The 24,974-nt window shown below is 67.1% G+C and carries 23 protein-coding genes and 1 pseudogene; 15 read left to right on the top strand and 9 right to left on the bottom strand.

Annotation, left to right across the window (positions count from 1 at the left end; genetic code table 11):
* Together EF294_RS21800 and EF294_RS02220 are read left to right on the top strand one after the other, a co-directional pair.
* On the top strand, nt 1-675 hold the full coding sequence (locus EF294_RS21800; protein WP_246007627.1) for a hypothetical protein: 675 nt from the start codon (nt 1-3) through the stop codon (nt 673-675).
* Nucleotides 675-1,838, top strand: a complete 1,164-nt coding sequence (locus EF294_RS02220; protein ID WP_123925387.1) for a zinc-binding dehydrogenase — start codon at nt 675-677, stop codon at nt 1,836-1,838. Before EF294_RS21800 ends, EF294_RS02220 begins: the two co-directional genes overlap by 1 nt.
* A 51-nt stretch (nt 1,839-1,889) precedes the next feature.
* Here the strand turns inward: EF294_RS02220 and EF294_RS02225 are convergent, their stop codons facing one another.
* A complete protein-coding gene (locus EF294_RS02225; RefSeq protein WP_123925388.1) occupies nt 1,890-3,041 on the bottom strand; it encodes an HAD family hydrolase in 1,152 nt (383 codons plus the stop codon).
* A gap of 166 nt (nt 3,042-3,207) precedes the next feature.
* On the opposite strand from EF294_RS02225, the gene EF294_RS02230 reads away from it, so the two are divergent.
* The 10 genes from EF294_RS02230 to EF294_RS02280 all read left to right on the top strand — a co-directional run bounded on the left by EF294_RS02230 (nt 3,208) and on the right by EF294_RS02280 (nt 12,759).
* Nucleotides 3,208-3,459 carry a glutaredoxin family protein gene (locus EF294_RS02230; protein WP_123925389.1) on the top strand — a complete coding sequence of 84 codons (252 nt, stop codon included), beginning with the start codon at nt 3,208-3,210 and terminating at the stop codon, nt 3,457-3,459.
* Between the two features lie 127 nt (nt 3,460-3,586).
* On the top strand, nt 3,587-4,285 hold the full coding sequence (locus tag EF294_RS02235) for a redox-sensing transcriptional repressor Rex (RefSeq protein ID WP_123925390.1): 699 nt from the start codon (nt 3,587-3,589) through the stop codon (nt 4,283-4,285).
* A gap of 22 nt (nt 4,286-4,307) precedes the next feature.
* Nucleotides 4,308-5,690: a glutamyl-tRNA reductase gene (locus EF294_RS02240; protein WP_123925391.1), complete on the top strand. Its 1,383-nt coding sequence runs from the start codon at nt 4,308-4,310 to the stop codon at nt 5,688-5,690.
* Nucleotides 5,687-6,634, top strand: a complete 948-nt coding sequence (hemC, locus tag EF294_RS02245) for a hydroxymethylbilane synthase (protein ID WP_123925392.1) — start codon at nt 5,687-5,689, stop codon at nt 6,632-6,634. Before EF294_RS02240 ends, hemC begins: the two co-directional genes overlap by 4 nt.
* Nucleotides 6,635-6,688: 54 nt before the next feature.
* Entirely contained in the window at nt 6,689-8,398 is a 1,710-nt protein-coding gene (locus EF294_RS02250; protein ID WP_123925393.1) for a bifunctional uroporphyrinogen-III C-methyltransferase/uroporphyrinogen-III synthase, read from the top strand.
* A 9-nt stretch (nt 8,399-8,407) separates the two neighbouring features.
* The gene (hemB, locus tag EF294_RS02255) at nt 8,408-9,385 is read left to right on the top strand and encodes a porphobilinogen synthase (RefSeq protein ID WP_123925394.1); all 978 of its coding nucleotides are present in this window, start codon (nt 8,408-8,410) and stop codon (nt 9,383-9,385) included.
* Between the two features lie 297 nt (nt 9,386-9,682).
* On the top strand, nt 9,683-10,567 hold the full coding sequence (locus tag EF294_RS02260) for a hypothetical protein (protein WP_123925395.1): 885 nt from the start codon (nt 9,683-9,685) through the stop codon (nt 10,565-10,567).
* A gap of 223 nt (nt 10,568-10,790) precedes the next feature.
* Complete coding sequence (locus EF294_RS02270; protein WP_246007628.1) at nt 10,791-11,540, top strand: hypothetical protein; 750 nt, start codon at nt 10,791-10,793, stop codon at nt 11,538-11,540.
* Between the two features lie 86 nt (nt 11,541-11,626).
* Nucleotides 11,627-12,103, top strand: coding sequence for a hypothetical protein (locus EF294_RS02275; protein WP_246007629.1), 477 nt, complete (start codon nt 11,627-11,629; stop codon nt 12,101-12,103).
* Nucleotides 12,100-12,759, top strand: coding sequence for a hypothetical protein (locus EF294_RS02280; protein WP_123925396.1), 660 nt, complete (start codon nt 12,100-12,102; stop codon nt 12,757-12,759). Before EF294_RS02275 ends, EF294_RS02280 begins: the two co-directional genes overlap by 4 nt.
* Before the next feature lie 8 nt (nt 12,760-12,767).
* Here the strand turns inward: EF294_RS02280 and EF294_RS02285 are convergent, their stop codons facing one another.
* The gene (locus EF294_RS02285; protein ID WP_123925397.1) at nt 12,768-14,822 is read right to left on the bottom strand and encodes an acyl-CoA dehydrogenase family protein; all 2,055 of its coding nucleotides are present in this window, start codon (nt 14,820-14,822) and stop codon (nt 12,768-12,770) included.
* A gap of 53 nt (nt 14,823-14,875) precedes the next feature.
* The gene (locus tag EF294_RS02290) at nt 14,876-15,145 is read right to left on the bottom strand and encodes a hypothetical protein (RefSeq protein ID WP_246007630.1); all 270 of its coding nucleotides are present in this window, start codon (nt 15,143-15,145) and stop codon (nt 14,876-14,878) included.
* On the opposite strand from EF294_RS02290, the pseudogene EF294_RS02295 reads away from it, so the two are divergent.
* A pseudogene (locus EF294_RS02295) lies at nt 15,139-15,570 on the top strand (AMP-binding enzyme); the annotation flags it as partial. The gene EF294_RS02290 and the pseudogene EF294_RS02295 overlap by 7 nt on opposite strands.
* Nucleotides 15,571-15,591: 21 nt before the next feature.
* On the opposite strand, the gene EF294_RS02300 reads toward EF294_RS02295, so the two are convergent.
* The gene (locus EF294_RS02300) at nt 15,592-16,179 is read right to left on the bottom strand and encodes a hypothetical protein (RefSeq protein ID WP_246007631.1); all 588 of its coding nucleotides are present in this window, start codon (nt 16,177-16,179) and stop codon (nt 15,592-15,594) included.
* Nucleotides 16,180-16,253: 74 nt separating this feature from the next.
* Nucleotides 16,254-16,796: a hypothetical protein gene (locus tag EF294_RS02305; RefSeq protein ID WP_123925398.1), complete on the bottom strand. Its 543-nt coding sequence runs from the start codon at nt 16,794-16,796 to the stop codon at nt 16,254-16,256.
* Nucleotides 16,797-16,876: 80 nt separating this feature from the next.
* Between EF294_RS02305 and EF294_RS02310 the strand changes: the two genes are divergently transcribed.
* Both EF294_RS02310 and EF294_RS02315 read left to right on the top strand, forming a co-directional pair.
* A complete protein-coding gene (locus tag EF294_RS02310) occupies nt 16,877-17,605 on the top strand; it encodes a TetR/AcrR family transcriptional regulator (protein WP_123925399.1) in 729 nt (242 codons plus the stop codon).
* A gap of 183 nt (nt 17,606-17,788) precedes the next feature.
* Complete coding sequence (locus tag EF294_RS02315; RefSeq protein WP_123925400.1) at nt 17,789-18,952, top strand: acyl-CoA dehydrogenase; 1,164 nt, start codon at nt 17,789-17,791, stop codon at nt 18,950-18,952.
* Here EF294_RS02315 and EF294_RS22840 read toward each other — a convergent pair.
* The 4 genes from EF294_RS22840 to gabT form a co-directional block, all read right to left on the bottom strand.
* Entirely contained in the window at nt 18,885-19,583 is a 699-nt protein-coding gene (locus EF294_RS22840; RefSeq protein WP_123925401.1) for a YdcF family protein, read from the bottom strand. The two genes, EF294_RS02315 and EF294_RS22840, sit on opposite strands and share 68 nt — an antisense overlap.
* A 341-nt stretch (nt 19,584-19,924) precedes the next feature.
* On the bottom strand, nt 19,925-21,394 hold the full coding sequence (locus EF294_RS02325; protein ID WP_123925402.1) for an NAD-dependent succinate-semialdehyde dehydrogenase: 1,470 nt from the start codon (nt 21,392-21,394) through the stop codon (nt 19,925-19,927).
* A gap of 59 nt (nt 21,395-21,453) precedes the next feature.
* A complete protein-coding gene (locus EF294_RS02330; protein ID WP_123925403.1) occupies nt 21,454-23,412 on the bottom strand; it encodes a primary-amine oxidase in 1,959 nt (652 codons plus the stop codon).
* A 66-nt stretch (nt 23,413-23,478) separates the two neighbouring features.
* Nucleotides 23,479-24,846, bottom strand: a complete 1,368-nt coding sequence (gene gabT / locus EF294_RS02335) for a 4-aminobutyrate--2-oxoglutarate transaminase (RefSeq protein ID WP_123925404.1) — start codon at nt 24,844-24,846, stop codon at nt 23,479-23,481.
* Nucleotides 24,847-24,974: the final 128 nt, after the last annotated feature.

Consider the following 24,974-nt stretch of genomic DNA (forward strand, 5'->3'; position numbering starts at 1 on the left):
ATGTTCTCCGATGCGGAACTGCCTCCACTCAGCTACATCGTCGTCGCCTTCGGATCGCCTCCGGTTCCGGCCTCCGGATTCACCTCCCTCGCCGACGCCGGACGCATCGGAATCCTCAACGTGGAGTTCGTCCGGCGCGCCGCCGACGGTGCGGTCGCGGCGGTCGATGCCATTGCGGCCGGAATGCCCGACTTCGCCAGTGCCCCAACCGGACTCATCGCGATGCCGACGACGTCGCGACCGCGGCCCAGATCCTGCGACCCGCAGGGTGTGGCCGTACTCGTGGTCTACCAGGACTTGTCCATCGTGGAGCAGGTGCGTCGATGGGCGGCCGACGGCGGGAGCGTCGTCGCCGAGGGCCTGATCGTCGCCGGCGAACTCCTGCATGCACTCGACCACACCGAAGTGCTCGAACCTCTGAAGGGAAATGACATGAGTCTGCTCAGGACCGCCGACCGGGCGGCCGTGGCCAGTTCGGTGCGCCCTCGCGTGCAGCGCCGCCAGCAGCAGCGTTGGGCCGCCCAGGAGGCCGCAGCTCCGGCCGCGCCCGGACCGACACCCGCGGGACCGGCCGGCGACGCGCGATCGGAACTCATGGTGTCGCTGACCGCACTGCGCAACGCCGGGGTCGCCGCCGCCGAGTTCGCCGCGAGTTCCGGAAGGAACGTTGCCTGATGCGCGCCGTCGTCTGTCACCAGGGGCAATTGAGTGTGCAGAATGTCAGTGCACCCGAACCGGGAGTGGGGCAGGTGCTGCTACGGGTCCGCCGTGCCGGGATCTGCGGGTCAGACCTCCACGCTCGCCTACACGGCGACGAGACCGCCGACGTCGCCGCCGCCGTCGGTTACGACGCGTTCATGCGGTCCGACCAGTCGGTGATCATGGGCCACGAGTTCGTCGGCGAGGTCGTCTCCTACGGACCCCGATGCCGCAAGAAGTGGGAGCCGGGTACCGCAGTGGTCTCGTTGCCGATGGTGCGCCACGGCTCCGATCCGCATCTGACGGGCCTGTCCGAACACGCCCCCGGTGCCTACGCCGACTTCGTCATCGTGTCCGAGGACATGACGATGGAGGTCCCACACACTGTCTCCCTCGACGAGGCGGCCCTGACCGAACCGATGGCTGTCGCCTATCACGCGGTCCGGCGTGGTGAGGTCGGCCGCCGTGACGTTGCCGTCGTGATCGGTTGCGGTCCCATCGGTTTGGCTGTGATTCTGATACTCAAGGCCACCGGGGTGCGCACCGTCATCGCCAGCGACCTGTCGGCGGGCCGGCGTGATCTCGCGCGAAAGGTCGGTGCCGACCTCGTCGTCGACCCGACCGTGGACTCGCCGTGGGACGCCGTCGTCGACAAGGGTCGGTACATGTCGCGGGCGTCGGATCTGTTCGGTGCTGCTTTCGACGGGATGCGTACACTGCGCCGCATCCCGGTGGTGCCTTGGGCCACGGTCTTTCACCTCGCCGACAAGCTCGGGGCCACTCCGAAGGGGCCGATCGTCTTCGAATGTGTCGGTGTGCCCGGCATGATCGAGCAGGTGATGACCGGCGCGCCGCTGCGCTCGCGGATCGTGGTCGTCGGGGTTTGTATGGAATCAGACGCCATCCGCCCGGCAATGGGCATCAACAAGGAACTCGAGCTGCGGTTCGTCTTCGGTTACGACCCGGCCGAATTCCATGACACGTTGCAGATGATTGCCGGCGGCGATGTCGACGTCACCCCGCTTGTCACCGCGACCATCGGATTGGACGGTGTCGCAGCAGCGTTCGATGCCCTCGGCTCGGCCGAGCATCATGCGAAGGTGCTCATCGACCCGGCCAGCGAGGTCGTCGCACTCTGATCGCGGAGTCGGCGGGCTGATGGTCGGTCGGTGGGTGCGGGCCGGGTGATATCAGCGCCGCCGCCACAGCCGGGTGACCGCCGCCGCCCCGCCGCCCGCCGCCCCGAGGGCCAACGCCGTTCCGGCGCCGTACTTCGCGGCCTTGCGGGCGGTCCGGAAGTCATACATCTCCCAGCCGCGGACCTTGGCGACGTCACGCAGATCGGCGTCGGGATTGATTGCGACCGCGGTGCCGACCAGCGAGAGCATCGGGACATCGTTGTGTGAGTCGGAGTAGGCGGTGCACCGCTTGAGGTTCAGTCCCTCGCGAATGGCCAACGCGCGCACCGCATGTGCCTTGCCGGGTCCGTGCAGGATATCGCCGACGAGTCGTCCGGTGAACACCCCGTTGTGGCTCTCGGCGACGGTACCGAGCGCGCCGGTCAGTCCGAGTCGGGCGGCGATGGTCTGGGCGAGTTCGACAGGGGTGGCCGTCACCAGCCACACTTGTTGGCCGGCGTCGAGGTGTCGCTGCGCCAAAGCCTTTGTGCCGGGCCAGATCTTGTCGGCGATGTACTCGTCGTAGATTTCCTCGCCGAGTTCGACGAGTTCGGAGGTGGGGCGCCCGGCGATGAAGCTCAACGCTTTCTCGCGTCCCTGGGCGACATCGTTGGCGTTCTCCTTGCCGGTGATCCGGAACTTCGCCTGGGTCCAGGCGAAATCGACGATGTCGCTGTAGGAGAAGTACTTTCGGGCTGCCAGGCCGCGCGCGAAATGCACGATAGAGGCGCCCTGTACCAGGGTGTTGTCGACGTCGAAGAAGGCGGCCGCGGTGAGATCGCGGGGCGCCTCCGGGCTGCCGTCGGCCGGTGGGCGTGCGCGCAACGAGTCGACGGCGGCCTTCGCGCTGGCCTCACCGGCGAGTGACTGCCGCAACTCCTGTGCGGTCTGGCGAAAGCGCCCGCCGGCCGCGCTGGCGCGTTCGGTGAGCCACGCGGTGACCCGATGGCTCTCGTCGTCGGCGTCGTGGTCGTCGGGGTCGTCGCCGTGATCGTCGTCCTCGAAGTGCACGCCCCCATCGACGAGGTCGGCCTGGGCTTCCCAATCGTCGCCGGAGGGTTCTGCACGGTTCCCTTCGGTATCCGGTACCTCGGCTGGGTCCGTGTCGGCGGCCGGGTTCGTCTCACCGGTCGAATTCGTGTCACCGTCAGAGGTCACACCCACAGTTCACACCTCCGCGACGGCCCGTACGGGCGGTTGGGGCTCGACGGGTACAGCCTAGCGGGGGTGCGGAGTGACCAGACGGCAGACTGGTCCTCATCGATCCCATCGGGTCGATGAGGTGAGGCCGTCGCCCCCTGCGCGGGGCCGGTATCGAGAGGAGCCCATCATGATCGTCACCCTGCTCAGCCGCGACGGGTGTGCGGCGTGTGCGCGTGCCGCCGACGATCTGGCGCGGATCTGTGCCGAGGAGGGCGCCGATCTAGAGGTCGTCGATGTCGATGCCGCCGCGGCGGACGGGGATGTCGAGCCGCGTGCGGAGTTCGGCGATCGGCTGCCGGTGATCCTGCTCGACGGAGAGGAACACGGCTACTGGGAGGTCGACGAGGCCCGGCTGCGCGCCGATCTCGCCCGACGCTGATCGCGGCCTGGGCGCGACGATCGGCGGGGTCGTACCCGGCCGCGACGTGACCCGGGTATACGCTGATCGGCATCGACGCGGGCGACGACGGCCGTCCGCCCGGGTGTGTGGGAGTGGGTGTGCGGCAGTGAGCATCAGTTCGGAGTCCGGCGACATTCCCGACCCCACCGTCGCCCGTCTCGCGAGTTATCTCTATGTCCTGCGGTCCTTCTCCCGGCGCGGCGTTCTCGTCGCCTCCAGTGGCCAGCTGGCCACCGCCGCGGGAGTGAATCCAGCGATCCTGCGCAAGGACCTGTCGTACGTCGGCGCCAACGGAGTGCGTGGCGTGGGATATGACGTCGGCAAGCTCACCGCCGGCATCTCCATCGCGCTGCACACCGACACCATCGCCACCGTGGTCCTCGCCGGCGCCGGCCGTCTCGGGCGCGCGCTGCTCGCCCACACCGGTGTCGGACGAGGCTTCGTCGTCGCCGCACTGTTCGACGACGACCCCGACACCATCGGACGGCGCCTGACTCCCGACACGCCGGCGGTGGCCGCGCTCGACGACATCGAGACCGTGTGCGCCGATCCATCGCTCGGACCGGTCGACATCGGCGTGGTCGCCACCGGCGATGAGCACGCACAGCGCGCCGCCGACGCGTTCTCCGCGGTCGGCGTGCGGCAGCTTCTCAATGTGACGCCGGTAGGGCTCGTCGTCGACTCCGATGTCGTCGTCCGGCAGGTTGATCTAGCCTTGGAATTACAGGTATTGGCCTTCACGGCATCGCGCGGCCCACTCGGTGCCCGCAATGCCGATCAGTTGCGCGCAGTGGCGGACCGGTAGGGGATATGAAGACGGTGACGGCGTGAGTGTCTTGTTGTTCGGTGTTTCGCATCGGAGCGCACCCGTTGAGGTGCTCGAGCGGATCGCGGTCTCCGACGACGACCGGCCTAAACTCGTCGACGAACTACTCGATTCCCTGGCCATCTCCGAGGCGATGCTCGTCTCCACCTGCAACCGCGTCGAGATCTACGCCGTCGTCGATGCTTTCCACCCCGCGCTCGAGGCCGTCGGCAAGGTCATCGGCGACCACTCGGGAATGAGCGTCAACGACCTCACCCGCCACGCCTACGTCCGCTATTCCGAAGCCGCCGTCGAGCACCTGTTCACCGTCGCGGCCGGCCTCGACTCGCTCGTCGTCGGCGAGCAACAGATCCTCGGTCAGATCCGTAACGCCTACCTCGACGCCGACGCCAACCGCAGCACCGGCCGCGTGCTGCACGAGCTGGCCCAGCAGGCGCTGCGGGTGGGCAAGCGCGTGCACACCGAAACCGGTATCGACCGGGCCGGCGCGTCGGTCGTGTCGGTGGCCCTGCACCGTGCCCAGTCGTTGCTCAACAGCCCCATGACCTCGGCGGTCGTCGTCGGCGCGGGGGCGATGGGCGGACTCGCGACCGCGCAACTCGCCCGTGAGGGCGTCACCCACCTGACCGTGGTGAATCGCACAGTGGCCAATGCCGAACACCTGGCCGCCAATATCACCGCCAACCACGGCATCGACGTGGACGGCGTCGGGTTCGACGACCTGCCCGCGGTGATGGCCGAGGCCGATGTCGTTGTCGCCTGCACCGGTTCGGTCGGTTCGGTGATCGGGGTCGGTGACGTGCATTCGGCGCTCGCCGCGCGCGGAGCCGACGCCGACAATCCGATGGTCATCTGCGATCTGGGACTTCCGCGCAATGTTGATCCGGCCGCCGCGCGTCTGCCCGGTGTGCACGTGGTCGACATCGCCGGACTCCGCGGGCACGCCGAGGCCGAGGCCGCCGAGGCCGACACCCTCGCCGCCCGGTCGATCGTTGCCGGCGAGCTCGCCGACTACCTCACCGCACAGCGTCAGGCCGAGGTCACCCCGACCGTCGCGGCGTTGCGGCAGCGGGCCGCCGACGTGGTGGAGGCCGAGATCCTGCGTCTGGAGACCAAACTCCCCGGGCTCGACGATCCGCAGCGCGACGAGGTCGCCAAGGCGGTGCGTCGGGTCGTCGACAAGCTGCTACACGCGCCGACGGTACGGGTCAAACAACTCGCCTCGACGCCCGGTGGTGATCATTACGCGGAGGCGCTGCGTGAGCTGTTCGAGCTCAAGCCGGGCTCGGCCGAGGCCGTCAGTGCTCCCGAGACCGGGCTGGGCCAGGCCGGGAGCGAACGTCCCACCGGTCTTGATTCCACCCCCGATCAGGGAGAACGTTGAGCGATACGCAGAACCGGGCCGTCATTCGTGTCGGCACCCGGGGGTCATTGCTGGCCCGCACCCAGACCCAGACGATCATCGATGCACTCATCGCAGCAGGCCATCCGGCCGAATCGGTGATCATCACGACGGCGGGCGACGCATCGGCGGCCCCGGTCGCCGAGATCGGCGTCGGCGTGTTCACCACCGCACTGCGCAACGCCCTGCATGACGGGCGGGTCGACGTCGCCGTGCACTCCTACAAGGATCTGCCCACCGCTCCTGATCCGGGGCTGATCATCGCGGCCGTCCCGCCCCGTGAGGATCCGCGAGATGCCCTGGTCAGCAAGCGTGGTCAGGTGCTCGGGGAGCTACCGCCGGGATCCACAATCGGTACCTCGGCCCCGAGGCGGGCGGCGCAGCTTAGAGCATTGGGTCTCGGTTTGGAAATCCGCCCCCTACGAGGCAACCTTGATTCTCGGTTGGGCAAAGTCGCCAGCGGCGAACTCGATGCGGTCGTCGTCGCGCGTGCCGGACTCGTGCGAATCGGAAGGGCCGATGAGGTCACCGAGGCGTTCGACCCGGTGGTCCTGTTGCCGGCACCGGCGCAGGGGGCGCTGGCCGTCGAGTGTCGCTCCGACGATGCCCAACTGGTGAGAACTCTTGCCGAGTTGGACGACGAGTCCACCCGTGCGTCGGTCGACGCCGAACGCGCGGTGCTCGCGGCGCTGGAAGCCGGGTGCACCGCTCCGGTCGGGGCGATTGCCGAGGTGGTTGAGTCGCTCGATGACGATGGGCGCATCTTCGTCGAACTGTCGCTACGGGCGGCGGTGGCGGCCGAGGACGGATCCGAGGTGATTCGCGCTTCGGTGGTGGGTCCGGTGGATCGTGCCGTCCAACTGGGCAGGGATCTCGCGGCCGAACTGCTGGAACTGGGAGCGGACGAGCTCGTCGACTCTTCCTAGTTCCGGTGAGGAACACACAGCTCTCAGCGGATGAGGGCAGGAGAGTGCGAACGCATGAGCCGTACGACCAAGAAGGCCAATCCGGGGCGGATCTTTTTCGTGGGATCGGGCCCCGGGGACCCAGACCTGCTGACCGTCCGGGCGCGGAGCGTCATCGCCTCCGCGACCACTGCCTACGTCGACCCTGATGTACCGGCCACGGTGGTCGCCATGATTGGTGCTGCGCACCACGAGGAGTCCGCTGACGACCGGCGCAAGTCGGCGAAGCAGACCGCACAGAAAGCGGGCGCAGAGAAGTCGGGGTCCGGCGGTGCAACCGAGGGCAAGCCGGCCGGCTTTGAGTCGGGCGCCGACCAGCGCGGCGAGGCCGTACACGCCGATACCGATGCCGACCAGGTGGTTCGCCCGGCGCTCGGTGATCCCGGTGAGGTTGCCAAGACCCTCGTCGCGGCCGCCAAGGCCGGTGACGACGTGGTGCGCGTAGTCTCCGGGGACCCGCTGACCACCGACTCGGTACTCACCGAGGTTCATGCCGTGGCGCGTACGTCGGTCACCTTCGAGGTGCTGCCGGGCCTGCCCGCCGCGTCGGTGGTGCCCAGCTACGCCGGCATGCCACTCGGCTCCAGCCACACCGTCGCCGACGTCCGTGCCGAGGGCGTCGACTGGGCGGCGTTGGCAGCATCGCCTGGTCCGCTGGTTTTGCACGCCACGTCCGGGCACCTGGCCGAAACCGCCAGCGCGCTCACTGAGCATGGGCTGGCCCCGCAGACGCCGGTCGCCATCACCATCAACGGCACCACCTGCGCGCAGCGGACCATCGAGGCGACGCTGGCCACGCTCAATGAGCAGGGCAATGCGCTGACCGGTCCGTTGATCCTCACTGTGGGCAAGGTCGTCAGCCAGCGCGGCAAGCTCTCTTGGTGGGAGTCGCGCGCGCTCTACGGCTGGACGGTTCTGGTGCCGCGCACCAAGGATCAGGCCGCCGACATGAGTGAGCGACTCGTCGGTCATGGCGCGATCCCCAAGGAGGTACCGACCATCGCGGTCGAGCCGCCGCGCAGCCCGGCCCAGATGGAAAGGGCCGTCAAGGGTTTGGTGGACGGACGCTATCAGTGGGTGGTGTTCACCTCTACCAACGCGGTGCGCGCGGTGTGGGAGAAGTTTGCCGAGTTCGGACTGGACGCGCGAGCATTCTCCGGGGTCAAGATCGCCTGCGTCGGAGAAGCCACGGCCGAGCGGGTGCGGGCCTTCGGGATCAATCCCGAGCTCGTGCCGTCGGGTGAGCAGTCCTCACTCGGTCTGCTCGAGGACTTCCCGCCGTACGACGACGTATTCGATCCGGTGGACCGAATCCTGTTGCCGCGGGCAGATATCGCCACCGAGACCCTCTCGGAGGGGCTGCGTGAGAGGGGCTGGGAGATCGACGACGTCACCGCCTATCGCACCGTGCGTGCGGCACCGCCGCCCGCCGAGACCCGCGAGATGATCAAGACCGGCGGCTTTGACGCAGTCTGCTTCACCTCGAGCTCGACGGTCCGCAATCTCGTCGGGATCGCCGGAAAGCCGCACGCGCGCACCATCGTTGCGTGTATCGGTCCCAAGACCGCGGAAACGGCAACGGAATTCGGGCTGCGCGTCGATGTGCAGCCGGAGAACGCGTCCATCCCGGAACTTGTGGATGCACTCGCCGAACACGCGGCCCGACTGCGGGCCGAGGGGGCGTTGCCGCCGCCGCGCAAGAAGTCGCGGCGGTCGCGGTCCTAGGGGGTGGCGATGGCCCCGGTGATCCGTCCCCGCCGACTGCGCACCAGTGCCGCGATGCGCCGTCTCGTTGCCGAGACGACGCTCGCGCCAAGCGATCTCGTGCTGCCGATGTTCGTCGCCGACGGCATCGACGCGCCGCGCGAGATCACGTCTATGCCGGGTGTGGTGCAACACACCCTCGACTCGCTGCGCAAAGCCGCCGATGAGGCGGTGCGCGCCGGCGTCGGCGGGTTGATGCTTTTCGGGGTGCCCGCGGCCGGTGACAAAGATGCCGTGGGTTCGGGTGCCGACGACCCCGACGGTGTGCTCAACCGCGCGCTGTCGGAGCTGCGGTCGGATCTCGGTGATCGCACCGTGTTGATGGCCGACACGTGTCTCGACGAGTTCACCGACCACGGTCACTGCGGCGTCTTAGACGAGGTGGGTCGGGTGGATAACGACGCCACGCTCGACCGGTACGTGTCGATGGCGTTGGCCCAGGCCCGATCCGGTGCCCATCTGCTCGGCCCGAGTGGGATGATGGACGGCCAGGTCGCGGCCATCCGTGAAGCGCTTGACGCGCAGGGGTTCACCGACACCGGCATTCTCGCCTACGCCGCCAAATATTCGTCGGCGTTCTACGGGCCGTTCCGTGAGGCGGTCGGGTCGTCGTTGCAGGGCGACCGGCGAACCTATCAGCAGGACGGCGCCAACCGGGTCGAGGCGTTGCGTGAGGTGAGACTGGACCTCGACGAGGGCGCCGACATCGTCATGGTGAAGCCGGCAATGAGCTATCTCGACATCGTCCGCGACGTCGCCGAGATGTCCGACGTTCCCGTTGCCGCCTACCAGATCTCGGGTGAGTACTCGATGATCACCGCCGCCGCCGAACGCGGTTGGATCGACCGCGATGCCGCGATTGCGGAGTCGCTCCTCTCGATTCGCCGTGCGGGCGCCAAGATCATCCTGACCTATTGGGCTGCGGAGGTCGCCGCGCGGTTAGGTTGAGCGTGCCCTCCCTCCTACCCGCCGACAGCGCCCCTCCCAACGCCGACAGCGCCGTCTCAACGCCGACAGCGCCGTCTCAACGCCGACAGCGCTCTCCCTCTCGTCGACAGCGCTCTCCCTCTCGTCGACAGCGCTCTCTCTCGTCGACAGCGCTCTCTCTCTCTCTCTCTCTCTCTCTCTCGTCGACAGCGCTCTCTCTCGTCGACAGCGCTCTCCCTCTCGTCGACAGCGCTGATGTCTTTCCACAGATCGCCGATGCGGTGGACCCTTGTGCCTCTGTGCTGCGTCAAACCCCCTATGCGACGAAGACCTATAACACCGAGCACCTCGGACAAAGGAATACAGAAGGCGCTGACGCGCTCCGGGCTGACCGCCGACGAACTCGACGTCGGCCTGCGGCGACTGCACGGTGACGCACTGGTTCCGCGGGACACGTTTCTCACAGCGGCACAGCGGATCGCTGCGGTCGTCGCGGACACCGGTGGTCAGCCGATCGTCAGCTCGACGGCCGCTACGATCCTGCACGGCAGCAGATGGTACGACGCGGATTTCACCATCGACCTGATCCGTCATCCGACGGGGTGCAACCGTGGGAGCGGCCTCACGCAGATCACGCGGACCGATCTCATAGACGACGACATCGTCGACGTCGACGGGGTGCTGGTGACCTCGCATGTGCGGACCGCATTCGACATCGGGCGCATTGCTCCCGACTGGCGTGCGTTGGGATATCTCTGTGCCCTGGCCCGTGCAACAGACTTCTCTGTCGCGGAGCTGGGCCGATACGTTGATGAGCGGCCCGGACGACGTGGTGTTCGTCAGCTTCGGGAAGTGCTGCCGTACATCAATCCGGCATTCGAGTCTCCTCCCGAGGCCTGGTTGTTTCTGATCGCGGTGCGCGGCCAGTTGCCCACTCCCGACATTCAGATCGAGGTGTCCGACGCCGACGGCATCGTGTACGCGCGAATCGACCTGGGATACGCGGAACTCAAGATCGGGATCGAGTACGACGGGGAGGAGTTCCATTCGACGCCGGAGCAGGTGGCGTATGGAGAACGGCGCCGGAGAATGCTGGAGGCTGCCGGTTGGATCATGATCTACATCGACAAGGTCCGGCTCCGAGATCCGATGGGGATCATCAGGGAGATCGTCGCCGCCCTCCATGCGCGGGGAGCCTACTGATGTCGTGTTCGACGAGTCGAGCGCTGTCGGCGCGAGCAAGGGCGCTGTCGTTGAGAGGGAGAGCGCTGTCGGCGGGAGTAGGGGCGCTGTCGTTGGGAGGGAGAGCGCTGTCGGCGTTGAGACGGGCGCTGTCGTTGGGAGGGAGAGCGCTGTCGGCGGGAGGGAGGGCGCTGTCGTTGGGAGGGAGGGCGCTGTCGGCACCGGGTTCATTACCCTGGTACCCATGTCAGCATCCACCGACCCGGGCCACGGCACCGGGCTGCAGCCCGATGCCGCGGAGGGTGCGAAACCCAAACTCGTCGAGTCGATCGTGATCGCCTCCGAGCTGTGGCTCGCGGTGATCGTCGCGCACGTCGTCACCGTCATCGCCACCTTCGGGGCCACTCGCGACATGTATCGCCAAGTCGCGAAGCAGAGCTACAGTCCGGGTTCTGCTGAGTACGACATGATCACCTCCGGTGGTCTCATCGTCGGCATCGTCGTGGTCACCACGATCATCGAGGTCGGCGTCGCCGTAGCGCTGCTGATCCTCACCCGCAGGGGCTTCAACTGGGCGCGCTTCATCCTCGGCGCGATCAGCCTGTATCTGGCGATCAGTACGTTCTTCACCCTGTTCGGCGATATTGCGCCGCGCTGGGCGATGATCCCCAACGTGATCGGTGGCGTGGCCGCCCTGGGTGCTGTGGTGCTGTTGCTGCGTCGTGAGTCCGACACCTACTGCAAGAACATGGCGCAGTACCGCAGTGCACCCAGGATGATCGGTACGCCGTATCCACCGACACCGGGCTACCCCCAGCAGGGCTACCCGCCGGGCTATACACCGTCGCAGGGATTTCCGCCTCCGGGTTACCCGTCGCCGGGCGAGTACCCGCCGTCGACCGGCTATCCGCCGAACCCCCCGACCCCGACCCCGACCCCGAACCCCCCGACGACCGACACCGGCCAGCGCGACATCGATACGCCCGAAAATTGATACGCCCGATGATTGATCCGCCAACCATCGCAACAACGACCACCGCCCCGACGACACCGTCTCGCTCGATAAAGGACAGCACCACCGTGACGAAACCTGATCCCGCCCAGCGCCCCCACGTCGTGGTCTGGGCGTATCGCTGTTGGCTGCTGGCCGGTGCGCTGTTGATGATCCTGGGCATCGGGTACGTCGTGCTCGCGGTGATCACGCCAGGTCCGACTCTGTTGCCGGTCGGTATCGGTGTCCTGATCGCGGCGATCGGCGCCGCCGAGGCATTCATCGGCACCAAGGCCTACACCGGTGACGAACGCTGGCGCTCGTCGCTGGCCGCGCTGACCCTCGTGGCGGTCATCATGCTGCTCATCCTGAGTTTCGCGGCGTCCCTGCTCGCATGTGCGCTGCTGGCGGCGATCATCGGTCTGTTCGGCTCTCTGCTGGCCTACCGCCCCGAAGGGGACGCCTGGTTCACCGGCAAGAGCCCCGCCGACACCAAGAAGGGAAAGCCGCAGAAAGCCCAGACGTCGAAGCCCGCGGGCAAGAAACGTGGACGGCCGGGACGGTGACCGATCGTGCGCCCGTTCCCGACGACGACCCCGCCGAGACCGAGACCGCCGCGCCGCAAGCGGGCGCCGATGCACCGGTGCCCGACGCGAGCGAGTTGTCCGTTGAACCCGAGTCGTCCGATGAGACCGAGTCCGCCGAACCAGATCCCCATCCCATCCCCGAGGATCGCGGCGAGGTGCTCTTCTACGAGCCCGGCGGAAGCTGGTGGGTGGTGGCCATCGGGCCGGTGCTGATCGGAGCGGTCCTCGCGATGGAGATCAGCGGACCCGGGCAGGTGCACTGGCCGGTGATGATCATCTTCGGGTTGATCATCATCGGCTTCTCGGTCGTGCAGGTGATCGCCGCGCGTAGACATGTGTCGGTCGAACTCACCGAACTGACTCTGCGACAGGGTGTTCGGATCATCGCACTCGACGAGATCGATACCATCTACCCTGAGAACAACGGCCCCGACGCCCAGGACTGGGAGAGCGCTCGCGCCCTGGGTGAACTCCACGGTGTCCCTCGTCGTCGGCGCGGGATCGGACTCGAACTCGCCGACGGTTCGCTCGCTCAGGCATGGGCGCGGGACGTGCGGAGGTTCCGGCGTGAGCTCACCGAAGCCCACACCGCGGTCGCGCTCGGTCTGCCACCGAGAGGGTCGGGCGCCGACTGACCGGCTCGCTACCCGTTCTCGATCATCGGCGCCACCATGAGGTTCTCCGGGATGCCGAAGGCATCGACGAGAACGTCTGCGTAGGGCCGCAATTCACGACATAGTTCGTTGACCCCGCGCCGGATCGCCTTGGCGCGCTCCACCGACACGTGTCGGTGCATGAGGAACCACGCGAGATCGTCCTCGAGTGCCGAGTACACGAACAGATCACACACCTTGCCGAGCAGTTCGGCGGCGGCCTTCGAGTCGCAGTCGTTGATCGCCTCGATGAACGATTCGAGCACTACTCGCTCGGTGTGTACCCGGCCGACCTTCAGCAGATGATCCTGGGCGTTGTTGAATACCTCGAAGGCGTCGTTGTCGTCGTCGGTGGCCCGCCGTAGCCGCTGCGCACAGGTGCGGACGAGATGATCCTCACGGTTGCGGAACAAGCGGATCTGCGTGCCGCGATCGGTCAGCGTCGACTTCTCGGTGTCCTCGTCGGAACTCTCCAGCAGGGTTTGGATCACTTGTCGCGCAGCGGTTTTCTCGACGACGACGTCGCGCGCCATACCGGCGATGAATCGCACCCACCCGCCGGCCGAGAGGCCCTGCACGTCGTCGGCGTAGGCGGAGAGCAACTCCTTGGCGACCAACTGGGTGAGGACAGTGTTGTCACCCTCGAAGGTGGTGAACACGTCGATGTCACCGCGCATGATCGAGAGCTGGTTCTCGTCGAGGTAGCCTGCGCCGCCGCAGGCTTCGCGGCTGACGTTGATCGCGTGGGATGCGTGCCAGGTGGCGTAGGCCTTCAACCCGGCCGCTGAACTCTCGAGCTGACGCTGACGTCCGGCGTCGGAATCGTCGGGCGCGGCCGACTGTACCTCGTGCAGCTCGGCGACCAGCTCGTTCTGTGTGCACGTCATGGCATACGATTTCGCAATGAGCGGCAATAGCTTTCGCTGGTGGCCCAGATAGTCGAGCACGGTGATCTCGTCGTCGGCGCCCGGTGCCTCGAACTGTTTGCGGACCGTCCCGTACTTCGTGGCGAGCGCCAGTGCCTTGCGTCCGGCCGCGCCTGCGGTCGCCGCCACCGAGACCCGACCCCGGATCAGGGTGCCGAGCATGGTGAAGAACCGCCGATTCGGGTTCTCGATGTGGGAACGGTAGGTGCCGTCGGCATCGACGTCGGCGTAGCGGTTGAGGAGGTTCTCCGCGGGAATCCGGACGTGGTCGAATAGGATGCGGCCGTTGTCGACGCCGGCGAGTCCGCCCTTGTATCCGCAGTCGCTGGTCGTCACACCCGGCAGGTCATCGCCGTTGTCGTCGCGGATCGGCACCACAAAGCAGTGCACCCCATGGCTTTCTGGCTCCTGGCCCGGCCCGGCGGTGATCAGCTGGGCGAAGACCGCGGCCACCCGCGCATGCTGTGCGGCACCGCCGATGTAGTCCTTGCGAGCCGACGGGGTGGGGGAGTCGATGACGAACTCCTGCGTTTGCGGGTCGTAGGTGGCCGTCGTCTCCAACGCCTGCACGTTCGAGCCGTGGCCGGTTTCGGTCATCGCGAAGCAGCCGAGCAGATCGAGGCTGATGATGTCGGAGACGTAGCGGTCGTGGTGGCGCTGGGTGCCGAGGTTCTCCACGGCCCCGCCGAACAGTCCCCATTGCACTCCGGCCTTCACCATCAGCGACAGATCGGCGTAGCCGAGCATCTCGATGGCGGTGATCGACGCGCCCACGTCTCCGGTGCCGCCGTGATCGCTCGCGAAACCGGCCGCCGCGAATCCCTGCGAGGACAGTTCGCGCATCTCCTCGAGAACACGGGCGCGGGCCTCATCGAGTGTGCGGGACGGGTCGGGTAGCAGGTCGGAACGGTTGGCGCGTTCGCGCACACTGTCGCGGGTAGCCCGCCAACGGCCGTCGAGCGTGCGTCGTAGGCCATCGACGAGCAACTCTCGGGTGGCCTGATCGAATTCGGTCGATTCCTCACGGCCCGAGACGTCGACGTCCGGCGACGCCGCGGTGCTGCGACTGCTCGTGGTGCCGTCGGCGTTCGCGGTCGGCGATTCCGTTGGTGTGGACATGGCTCTACGGTACGGACCCCGCGCGGCCGAGTTGGGTGGTTTGGTGTGCGATCTCACGCGCCGACGGCGTGCGCGGGTGGCGTGGTCGGCTCCGGCATCCGATGCCTACCGCCCGCAGCACCGGGTGCGGCAGGTGGGCGCAACGCCGCGCGGACGCCGTCGACGACGGTGGTCACCGCCGCCGCGGGTGTCCCGCGGGCGAGGTCGGCGGCCACCTGCCTCGGAATGCTGGCCGGGTCGCTCGCCGCAGGAGTCGGTACAGCAGAAGGCCGGGCGGGAGTGGTCGGGGCACCGGTGCCGTGCAGTGCCCGGTCGGCGCTCACCGACCGCAACCCGAGAGGCGTTCGCCGGTGGCTGGTTTCACACCGGCGATCTCGGGGTGATGCATCCCGACGGGTACGTCCAACTGCGCGATCGAGCCAAGGACATCGAGCCAAGGACATCGAACCAAGGACAACATCATCTCCGGCGGCGAGAACATCTCCACCATTGAGGTCGAACAGGCTCTGGTGAGCCATGATTCGGTCCTCGACGTCGCCGTCATCGGCGTCCCGACGAGAAGTGAGGTGAGCGCCCGCGCGCCTACGTCCTACTCAACCCCGGGGCGCAACCGAGCGCCGAGGATCTCATCGACCACGCCCGCACCCTGCCGGCCGGCTATAAGGTGCCGCGCGACATCGTCTTTGCCGACGAGCTACCGCGCACCTCGACCGGCAAGGTTCTCCAATTCGAGGTGCGTCAAGACGCCCAACACGACCGAGCATCGCGGTCATCGGCGCCGGAGTCCGCGTCGCCCGTAACGGGTCTGGTAATCGGCGATCACCTGCGGCGGCACCAGTTCTCGCGGCAATAACACGACGGTGCGCCGACCCGTGCAGAGCAGCACCACTCGCGAGTTGACCACGACCCGATCGAACCGCTCGAGCGGAATCTGCGAGTAGGTCGCTCCCACCCGGTGCCCGATCCACGAAGGGGTGAAATCCCCGCCCACCGGTGTCCCGGCGGGCATGATGCGACGCATCCGGCGTTGACTCAGCACGATGCCCAGTGTGAGCATCGTGGCCTGGGCGAGCAGGACCAGCCCGAGGACCACGACCACCGTGACCACCGCCAGCGGCCAGGAGTCGGTGCAGGATGCGGCGACTGCGGCGACGAGCGCGCCGAGGGCGGCGGGCAATGATTGCCGCAGCATCCATCCCGGCGTGAGCAGGGCGTCCCGGCACAGTCGGGGACCGAGTGCGTCGTCGGCGATCAGTTCTGTGCGCAGCACCCCGTCGGGTCCGGCCCCCACGTACGGAGGGGGTACGGTCGGTGAGAGCGGCGAAGAAAACGACGACGGTAAGAACTGCTGGGCCACATCACGATTGGACAGCATTCCGTCCCGAAAAGCCGCCCCGGTCAGCGGTCCGAATGACGCTGCCGCGCCCGACCTCACCGGGCGCTGGAAGTCCACTGCGTCGCCAGATGCGGGGGCAGCAGCTCCACCGGCACGGTCAACCGAAGTCCGCGATCGGTGCGCAGCACGACGATGCCGCAGCGATAGGTGACGTCGCTGATCTGTGTCATGTGTACACCGTTGATCAGGCCTGCATAGTCCACGAGTATCCGGCTGTGCGTGATCTCCGACGACAGCGCGGAGCCATCGGGGAGCATTCGCCGCCACCTCGCCCCCGGCCCCAAGAGCACGATGACGATGGCCACGACGAGCATGGGAGCCAATCCCAGCGGGTTCGACGAAGCCGGGAGCGCGATGGCGAGGCCGATCTGCACGATCAGCATCGCGAACGCCAGGCCCGCCAGCAGGTTGCAGCGCCTTTGGGTCAGTAGGGTCGCCCGCGTCATGCGCCGGAGCAGCCGTGTGTCCGCCCGAATCGTCGCGTGGAAGGTGGGCGGCGCCATGGTCGACGGGTTGGCCGGGATCGTCGGCGTACCCCACTGCCCGGGATTCTGCACGACGGACGCAGGATTCGACATGGGAAAGATGGTACCGGTGGCTTCCGCTTCCGCAAGCCGCCGACTGTCGCTCGGGCGGCATCGCGCGCCATACTGAACAGATGGCACCGAGTGACACGACTGTCGATCCGGTTGATCTGCGCACCCAGGTCGTCGCGGCGTCGATCCGGCTCTTCAGTGAGTACGGGTACGAGTCGACGACCGTCGATCAGATCGCCGCGGACGCCGGGGTCTCCCGACGAACGCTGTTCCGGCAGTTCCGCTCCAAGGAGGACATGATCTTCGCCGATCATGAGGCGTTGATCGCCCAGGTCGCCGAGCGTCTCGGTGCCGACGAGTTCGCGCCGGACGAGGCGGCTGACGGCCCGGACCCGTGGACGGACGTCTGTGATGCCGCCGAGATCGTTTTCACGCACTTCCTCGCCAGCCGTAACCTGGCCGTCCGGCGGCTTCACGTCGTCACCCGGGTGCCGGCACTGCGCGACCGCGAGCTCGTCACCACCTACCGCTACCAGCGGGTCTTCGAGGAGTTCCTGCGTCGGCGCCTGCCCGACGAGTCGCCCGAGCGCATCGTCGCCTTCGCCGCCGCGGTGACCTCGGTGCACAACTACCTGCTGCGGTCGATGATCCGCGGCGACGCCGACGCCACGGTGACCACGCTCCGCCGCGAACTCCGACGCATCCGGCTGGCACTGGGTGCCGATGCCGGTGGTGACGAGCACGCCGCGACCGCGATCACCGTCGTTACGCACCCGAGTGACGCGGATGCCGATCAGATCGCCCGCGCGGTCGCCGAGGAGATCCGGGCCCACCGATCTCGCCAGGCATGACGGCACTCCACCGACACTCTCCCTACACGCGAGTGGCACGTAGTGTCGACATCTGCATCGCCGACGGAGTATCCTGGCACTCAGTGTCGTCGTCTGTGCTGCCCGCATCCGTCGCACGACCGGTACCCGACGAGCATCGATCACCGTCGCGCAGCACTCCGCGCGCATCGAGAAGGAGCCCTCATGGCCTTTGGAAACCCCCGATTCAACGTCTTCGAACTGCCTGAGGAGCACGTCGCGCTCCGCGAGGCGATCCGTGCGCTCGCCGAGAAGGAGATCGAGCCGCACGCCGCCGACGTGGACGAGAATGCGCGCTTCCCGCAAGAAGCCCTCGACGCGCTCGTCGCCAGCGGATTCAATGCCATCCACGTCCCCGAGGAGTACGACGGACAAGGAGCTGACTCCGTCGCCGCCTGCATCGTGATCGAGGAGGTCGCGCGCGTGTGTGCGTCGTCGTCGCTGATCCCGGCCGTCAACAAGCTCGGCACCATGGGTCTGATCCTCAACGGTTCCGACGAGCTCAAGGCCAAGGTGTTGCCGTCGATCGCCGCCGGTGAGGCGATGGCGTCCTACGCCCTCTCCGAGCGTGAGGCCGGCTCTGATGCGGCGTCGATGAAGACCCGTGCCCGCAAGGACGGCGGCAACTGGGTACTCAACGGCTCAAAGTGTTGGATCACCAACGGCGGCAAGTCATCCTGGTACACCGTCATGGCGGTCACCGACCCCGAGAAGAAGGCCAACGGCATCTCGGCCTTCATGGTCCACGAGGACGACCCGGGCTTCACCGTCGGCCCGCTCGAGAAGAAGCTCGGCATCAAGGGATCGCCCACTGCCGAACTGTATTTCGAGGACTGCACCATTCCCGAGGACCGGATCATCGGCGACGAGGGCACCGGCTTCAAGACCGCGCTGCAGACCCTCGATCACACCCGCCCGACCATCGGTGCGCAGGCCGTCGGCATCGCGCAGGGTGCGCTCGACAAGGCCATCGCCTACGTCAAGGACCGCAAGCAATTCGGCAAGCCGATCAGCTCGTTCCAAGGGGTGGAGTTCATGATCGCCGACATGGCGATGAAGGTCGAGGCCGCCCGGCTGATGGTCTACACCTCCGCCGCCCGCGCTGAGCGAGGCGAGAAGAACCTCGGCTTCATCAGCTCGGCGTCGAAGTGTTTTGCCTCCGATGTCGCCATGGAGGTCACCACCGACGCCGTGCAGCTCTTCGGTGGCGCCGGCTACACCCGTGATTTTCCGGTCGAGCGGATGATGCGCGATGCCAAGATCACCCAGATCTATGAGGGCACCAACCAGATTCAGCGCGTCGTGATGAGTCGCGCACTGCTGCGCTGAGCCCGTCCGGCCCGCCAGCCCGCCAACCCGCCGACAGCGCCCGCCAGCCCGCCGACAGCGCCCGCCAGCCCGCCGAGAGCGCCCGCCAGCCCGCCGACAGCGCCCGCCATAACGCCGACAGCGCCCATCTGCGCTGTGGTAGCGCTTTGCCGGGCGCTGTCGGCGTGTGGGCGGACGCTCTCTCCTGGTTCACGCTCGAAGTCGCCGCAGGAGAGTTCGAGCGAACTGTTCTTCGACGATGCCGACAGCGCCCAATCGACGGGTGTGAGCGCCCGGTCGGCGAAAGACGATCAGGCGTGGCTCGGCTGGAATTGTCGAGCGGCGTGTTGTTTGGCCACGGCCCCCGGAAATCGCCTATGGCCCTGGGCATGTGGAACGCGTTGGTCACGATCAGTGCTCCGGTGGCGCCCATGGCCTTGAGCATGGCGACGGTGTAGGTGGCGTTCTCCACGGTGTCGGTGGAGCTGCGCGCTCGTTGACCATCTGCCACATCGGCACGCCGCGCCGCACCAGCCCGAGATTCCTGAACTGCGCCCCCGACACCAGCAGCCACCAGGTATCGCCGCCGGAGACGATGACCCGATTGAACGGATGCGATCGAGCCAAGACCGCGCTGTGTCGAGGTGCTCATTCAGGATCGTCGGCGTCTGACCGAAGGTTCCCATCTTGGCGCCCAGGACGACGATGTAACGGGTCGGCGGACTCCGCCACAGGAACAGGCTGGTGGGGGAGAAGTAGATCCGAGCTGCCCAGACCCGAGCTGCCCCAATCCGAGGAGCCGTTGTCCGCGCGCGCCGGCGACGACACCAGGCCGCCGAGGATCACCGCGAGAACCACGGCCACGATCGCTGCCATCACCCGAAGCCCCATGCAACGAAGCCCCATGCAACGAAGCCCCATGCGACGTAGCAAAGCGCAGAATATTAGCTGCGCCAATTGTCTCTTCGGCCTCGAATGATCGCTTCGCGCGGATCAAGTGAATGCGACGTACTTGACCGTCAGGTACTCCTCGATGCCCTCCGAGCCGCCCTCGCGGCCGATACCGGACTCCTTGACGCCGCCGAACGGTGCTGCGACATCGGAGATCACTCCGCGATTCACACCCACCATGCCGGAGTCCAGCGCCGTCGACACGCGCAGCGCCCGATCCAGGTCGCGGGTGAAGAAGTATGCCGCCAAGCCGAATTCGGTGGAGTTGGCGGCCTTGATCGCCTCGTCCTCGGAGTCGAAGGAACTGATCACGGCCACCGGACCAAAGATCTCGCCGCGGGTGACCGGCGCGTACGCGTCGACGTTGTCGACGACGGTGGCCGGATAGAAGAAGCCCTTTCCGCCGGGGGCCTTGCCGCCCAAGCGAACCCGGCCGCCGTGCGCGACGGCGGTCTCCACGGCCTCGGCAACCTTGTCGCGCTGCGCCGCGCTGACCAGCGGGCCGAGGGTCACGCCGTCGTCGTACCCAGGTCCGAGCCGAACCGCTGACATCTTCTCGACGAGTTTCTCGGTGAACTCCTCGACCACTCCGGACTGCACCAGGAAGCGATTGGCCGCGGTGCATGCCTCGCCACCGTTACGCATCTTGGCCAGGAAGGCGCCGTCGACGGCCTTGTCGACATCGGCGTCGTCGAACACGACGAACGGCGCGTTGCCGCCGAGTTCCATTGATGTGCGCTGCACCCGCTCGGCGGCCTGGCCGAGTAGATTCTTGCCGACCGGGGTCGAGCCGGTGAAGCTGATCTTGCGAATCCGGTCGTCGCCGATGATCGCCGACGCCACTTCCCGCGCCCGCGTCGTCGGGAGCACCGATAGCACGCCCGCGGGCAGTCCGGCCTCGGCGAAGATCTCGGCGAGCGCCAGCATTGTCAACGGCGTCTCGTGGGCAGGCTTGACCAGCATGACATTGCCCGCGGCCAGCGCGGGACCAATCTTGCGCGTTCCCATGGCCAGCGGGAAATTCCACGGTGTGATCGCCAGGCACGGCCCGACCGGGGCATGGGTCACGACGATCCGGCCGGTCCCCGCAGGAGACTGGGTGAATCTGCCGTCGATACGTACCGCCTCCTCGGCGAACCACCGCAGGAACTCGTTGCCGTAGCGCGCCTCGGCCAGGCTATCGGGCAGGGCGCGGCCGAGTTCGAGGGTCATCAGCATCGCGAGATCGTCGGTGCGGTCGGCAACGAGGCCGAAAGCGCGACGCAGGATCTCGCCGCGTTCGCGGGCCGGGGTCGCCGCCCAGTCATCGGCGACCGAGGTTGCCACGTCCAGGGCGCGACGCGCGTCCTCGACGGTGGCGTCGGCAACGTGGGTCAACGGTTGCTCGGTTGCCGGATCGTCGACGGTGAACGTACCCGAATCCGACGCCTCGACCGACTCCCCGCCGATCCACAAGCCGGTGGGTACGCCGTCGAGAACGGCCTGGGTGTCGATGATCTCGGTGGCGCTCATGAAAGGTCCTCTCGCTGCGTTACGCGGTGCGCTCGGGGGGTTCGGTGTGGTTCGCCGATTCAGTGGTGCTCGGCGTTGGATGCGTGACAGTGCGCCGACGGCGACGGTTCGACGTCGAGTGCCGGGTTGCGGTCGAAGAATCCGAAAGGCTTGAGCCAGAACGAGACCATGTCGGCAGGCATGACCGGCCAGTCCTCGGGACGGGTGATGTGGTGGATGCCGAAGACATACCAGAGAACGACGTCGGTGTTCTCGATCGACCGGTTGTTCTTGGTCCATTCCGCCATACCTGTGTCGCGCTCGGACTGGTTCACGAATTCGCCGGCAGGCCAGCGCTCATCGGCATTGTTCGGTGTTACCCAGAGGGTGTGGCCGATGACGGTGGCGCGCTGGAAGACCGGCGAGGCGGGGTCGAACATCGCCGGAAACGCGCCGGTCGGGGACAGCTTGTAAGCCGGATGGTGCCCGAGCTCGGTGGTGCGGTTTGTGTTGACGATCTTCCAGCTCTTCTGCGTCGCGAAGTCGGGGTCCTGCATGCCCTCCTTTTCGGTGCGTAGCGCCGTATTACGTTGCGTCAGTGACAGTCCGAGTGGATTATCCGGGCCCATCGGCTCGGCGACGGTCTCCGAGGCGAACACGGTGTTCTCGGTGCCGTCGATGTCGAGGTCGAGCCGCGCGACGAGGAAGTGCTGGTGAAACGGTGCATACGTACGATCGTCGATGACGGTGCCGTGCGGATTGCTGGTCACCCCGGGCGCCATCGGTGTGGTCACCATGATGCCGGTGGCGCGGACCTCGCACTCGATGTTGCCGTCCTGGTAGAACCGCCAGTACACCAGGTATTCGTAATTGGCAACGGTCACATGGAAACTGACCGTGAGCCGCCGCATGCGTCGGACCTCGGCGCCGGCGTCGTGATCGACGTGTTTCCAGAGGACGGCGTTGTCCTCCTCGTGGATGCAGATGGCATTGGTGATGGTGTAGGGCTCGCCGGCGCTGTCATGCAACACCGCATCGAGGTAGCGGATCTCGCCGAGGCAGTCGCAGCCGAGTTCGAGTGAGGTCGTCATGAATCCCAGACCCCATTCGCCGATATCGAAAGCGGTACGGCGGTAATGGTCCTCGCAGTGATCGCGGTAGGGCACCACCATCTCGGCGAACGACATGCGATGCGCCACCGACCGCTCGCGTCCGGCGTCGTTGTAGGTCACCGAGTGTAGGGTCATGCCTTCCCGGTAGTTGAAACCCACTCGCAGCGACCAGTTCTGCCACGTCACCCGGTTGCCGTCGAGGGTGAACGACGGTCCCTCGGGCTGGGTGATCTCCAGTGGCTTGAGCGGCGGGCGTGTGAAGGTATCGCGGATGCGTTGCGGGATATGGCGCGGCACGTACTCGCCCATCACCTGCGGACGCTCGAAGCCACCCGAGTCATCTGTCGCGCCAGCGGCGGCCGCATCTTCTATCCGCAGCAACTCCATCGTGTTCACGTCGATCACACAGTGCAGCCCCGACACGGGATTCGCGTACGGATTGGCGCCTTCGGCGTTTTTCACCCAGGTGTCCGACCAGCCCAGGCGGCGTCCCTTGAACTCCTCGGGGATCAGCGCGCCGCCGTAGGTCCAGGTGTCCATGAAGACCAGGTCGAGGTCGGTGATCCCGCGTCGTGCGAGCGCCGCCTGCACCTGCGGGTGCGCTCGCAACACCCGATCGCACTCCTCGAACTCGTCGACGGTGAAGTTCGCCTGCACGTCCGGGACCAGATCGAACGATTCGACGGTCTCGTCGGACAGACGTACCACCGACTTGTACGTCAGGTTCTCGGAACTGTTGAGACAGATGACGATCGCCCGTCGTACGGGGACGGTGCCGTCGGCCTCGTACGCGGCGAGCTCGGCCTTACCTGGCTCGGCGAGCTCGATGGAGGCGTACCGCCATCCGTCGCCGACGCCCTGATCGCGCGAGAGAACCGCAGAGACGGCCCGGAATTCGTTGGCGGAGAGTGGATCGAGCGGGTGCATACGGTGTCCTTTGTCTCGCAGCGGTTTTCGGATGTGGACGGTTGGGGGTGATTGGGCGGGTTGTGATCAGGCGAGGGACGTGATGGCGTCACTCAGCACGCCGAGACCCTCACGGAGCAGGTCGTCGCCGATCACCAGCGGTGGCAGCAGCCGGATGACATTGCCGTAGGTGCCACAGGTCAGGACGATGACGCCCTGGGCGTGACATGCCGCGGCGACCGCCTTGGTGAGCGCCGGGTCTGCCTCCCGCCCTCCGGGGCGGACCAGTTCGATCGCCATCATGGCGCCCCGCCCGCGAATCTCGCCGATCACCGGCTTGCCCTGCGCGGCAAGCTCATCGGCCGTCTCGGAGAGTACGGAGGTAATGGTCTCACCGATGTGTCGGGCGCGCCCGGCCAGATCGAGGGTTTCCATCTGCTCGATCGCGGCGAGGGCCGCGGCGCACGCAACCGGGTTTCCGCCGTAGGTGCCGCCGAGGCCGCTGGCATGCACGGCGTCGAGCAGTTCGGCGCGGCCGGTCACCGCCGATAGCGGCATGCCGCCGGCGATGCCCTTGGCCATGGTGATCAGGTCGGGGACGACGCCCTCCTCCTCACACGCGAACCACGTTCCGGTGCGGGCGAATCCGGCCTGTACCTCGTCGGCGATGAAGACGACGCCGTTCTCGCGGCACCACTGGGCCAGGGTGGTCAGGAATCCCGGTGCGGGGACGATGAATCCGCCCTCGCCCTGGATGGGTTCGATGATGATGGCGGCGAGCGAGTCGGGGCCGATCTGTGTCGTCATCGCCGAGATCGCATGTTCGGCGGCGGCTTTTCCGTCCGAGCCGAACTGGTCACGGAACGGGTAGCTCATCGGCATCCGGTACACCTCGGGGGTGAACGGACCGAAATGCGCCTTGTACGGCATGTTCTTCGCGGTCAACGCCATTGTCAGATTGGTGCGGCCGTGATAGGCGTGGTCGAAGGCGACCACCGCGTCACGCCCGGTCGCCCGACGCGCGATCTTCACCGCGTTCTCGACGGCCTCGGCACCCGAGTTGAACAGCGCGGTGCGCTTGTCGTGCTCACCGGGGGTGAGTGCGTTGAGTTTCTCGGCCACCGCGACGTAGCTGTCGTAGGGCGCGACCATGAAGCAGGTGTGGATGAGATGGGCGGCCTGGCCGCCGACGGCCGCGGCCACCGCGGGGTTCGCCGAGCCCACCGAGGTGACCGCGATACCCGATCCGAGGTCGATCAGCGAGTTCCCGTCGACGTCGACGAGGACGCCGCCGTCACCGTCGGCGGCGTAGGAGGGCAGGATCGAACTGACCCCGGCGGCCACCGCGGCGGAGCGGCGAGCACCCAGCTCTATCGACCGCGGGCCCGGCAGGTCGGTCACCAGCCGGCGCTCCTGGGGCAGGCGGTAGACGATTTCGGTGGCGGAAGCGGTCATCGGGTGTCACCTCGTGCTCGTTGTGGGGCTCGTTGGGGGCAGGAGTGCGCGGCCGCACCGGGCGCTGCTGGTCATCAGTGTTCGCCCTGTGACCCGGTTCATGCGCCTGACAATGTGTCCATCGATTT

Origin of the sequence: Gordonia oryzae, assembly GCF_003797185.1 — a bacterium.
Taxonomy (GTDB): Bacteria; Actinomycetota; Actinomycetes; order Mycobacteriales; family Mycobacteriaceae; genus Gordonia; species Gordonia oryzae.

Excerpts from the sequence above, each read along its gene's own strand:
- EF294_RS21800 (WP_246007627.1), top strand. The coding sequence starts at position 1 with ATGTTCTCCGATGCGGAACTGCCTCCACTCAGCTACATCGTCGTCGCC.
- EF294_RS02230 (WP_123925389.1), top strand. The coding sequence starts at position 3,208 with ATGATCGTCACCCTGCTCAGCCGCGACGGGTGTGCGGCGTGTGCGCGT.
- EF294_RS02260 (WP_123925395.1), top strand. The coding sequence starts at position 9,683 with ATGCGACGAAGACCTATAACACCGAGCACCTCGGACAAAGGAATACAG.
- EF294_RS02285 (WP_123925397.1), bottom strand. The coding sequence starts at position 14,822 with ATGTCCACACCAACGGAATCGCCGACCGCGAACGCCGACGGCACCACG.
- EF294_RS02250 (WP_123925393.1), top strand. The coding sequence starts at position 6,689 with ATGAGCCGTACGACCAAGAAGGCCAATCCGGGGCGGATCTTTTTCGTG.
- EF294_RS02310 (WP_123925399.1), top strand. The coding sequence starts at position 16,877 with ATGGCACCGAGTGACACGACTGTCGATCCGGTTGATCTGCGCACCCAG.
- EF294_RS02325 (WP_123925402.1), bottom strand. The coding sequence starts at position 21,394 with ATGAGCGCCACCGAGATCATCGACACCCAGGCCGTTCTCGACGGCGTA.
- hemB (WP_123925394.1), top strand. The coding sequence starts at position 8,408 with ATGGCCCCGGTGATCCGTCCCCGCCGACTGCGCACCAGTGCCGCGATG.
- EF294_RS02270 (WP_246007628.1), top strand. The coding sequence starts at position 10,791 with ATGTCAGCATCCACCGACCCGGGCCACGGCACCGGGCTGCAGCCCGAT.
- EF294_RS02330 (WP_123925403.1), bottom strand. The coding sequence starts at position 23,412 with ATGCACCCGCTCGATCCACTCTCCGCCAACGAATTCCGGGCCGTCTCT.
- EF294_RS02220 (WP_123925387.1), top strand. The coding sequence starts at position 675 with ATGCGCGCCGTCGTCTGTCACCAGGGGCAATTGAGTGTGCAGAATGTC.
- EF294_RS02315 (WP_123925400.1), top strand. The coding sequence starts at position 17,789 with ATGGCCTTTGGAAACCCCCGATTCAACGTCTTCGAACTGCCTGAGGAG.
- EF294_RS22840 (WP_123925401.1), bottom strand. The coding sequence starts at position 19,583 with ATGAGCACCTCGACACAGCGCGGTCTTGGCTCGATCGCATCCGTTCAA.
- EF294_RS02305 (WP_123925398.1), bottom strand. The coding sequence starts at position 16,796 with ATGTCGAATCCTGCGTCCGTCGTGCAGAATCCCGGGCAGTGGGGTACG.
- gabT (WP_123925404.1), bottom strand. The coding sequence starts at position 24,846 with ATGACCGCTTCCGCCACCGAAATCGTCTACCGCCTGCCCCAGGAGCGC.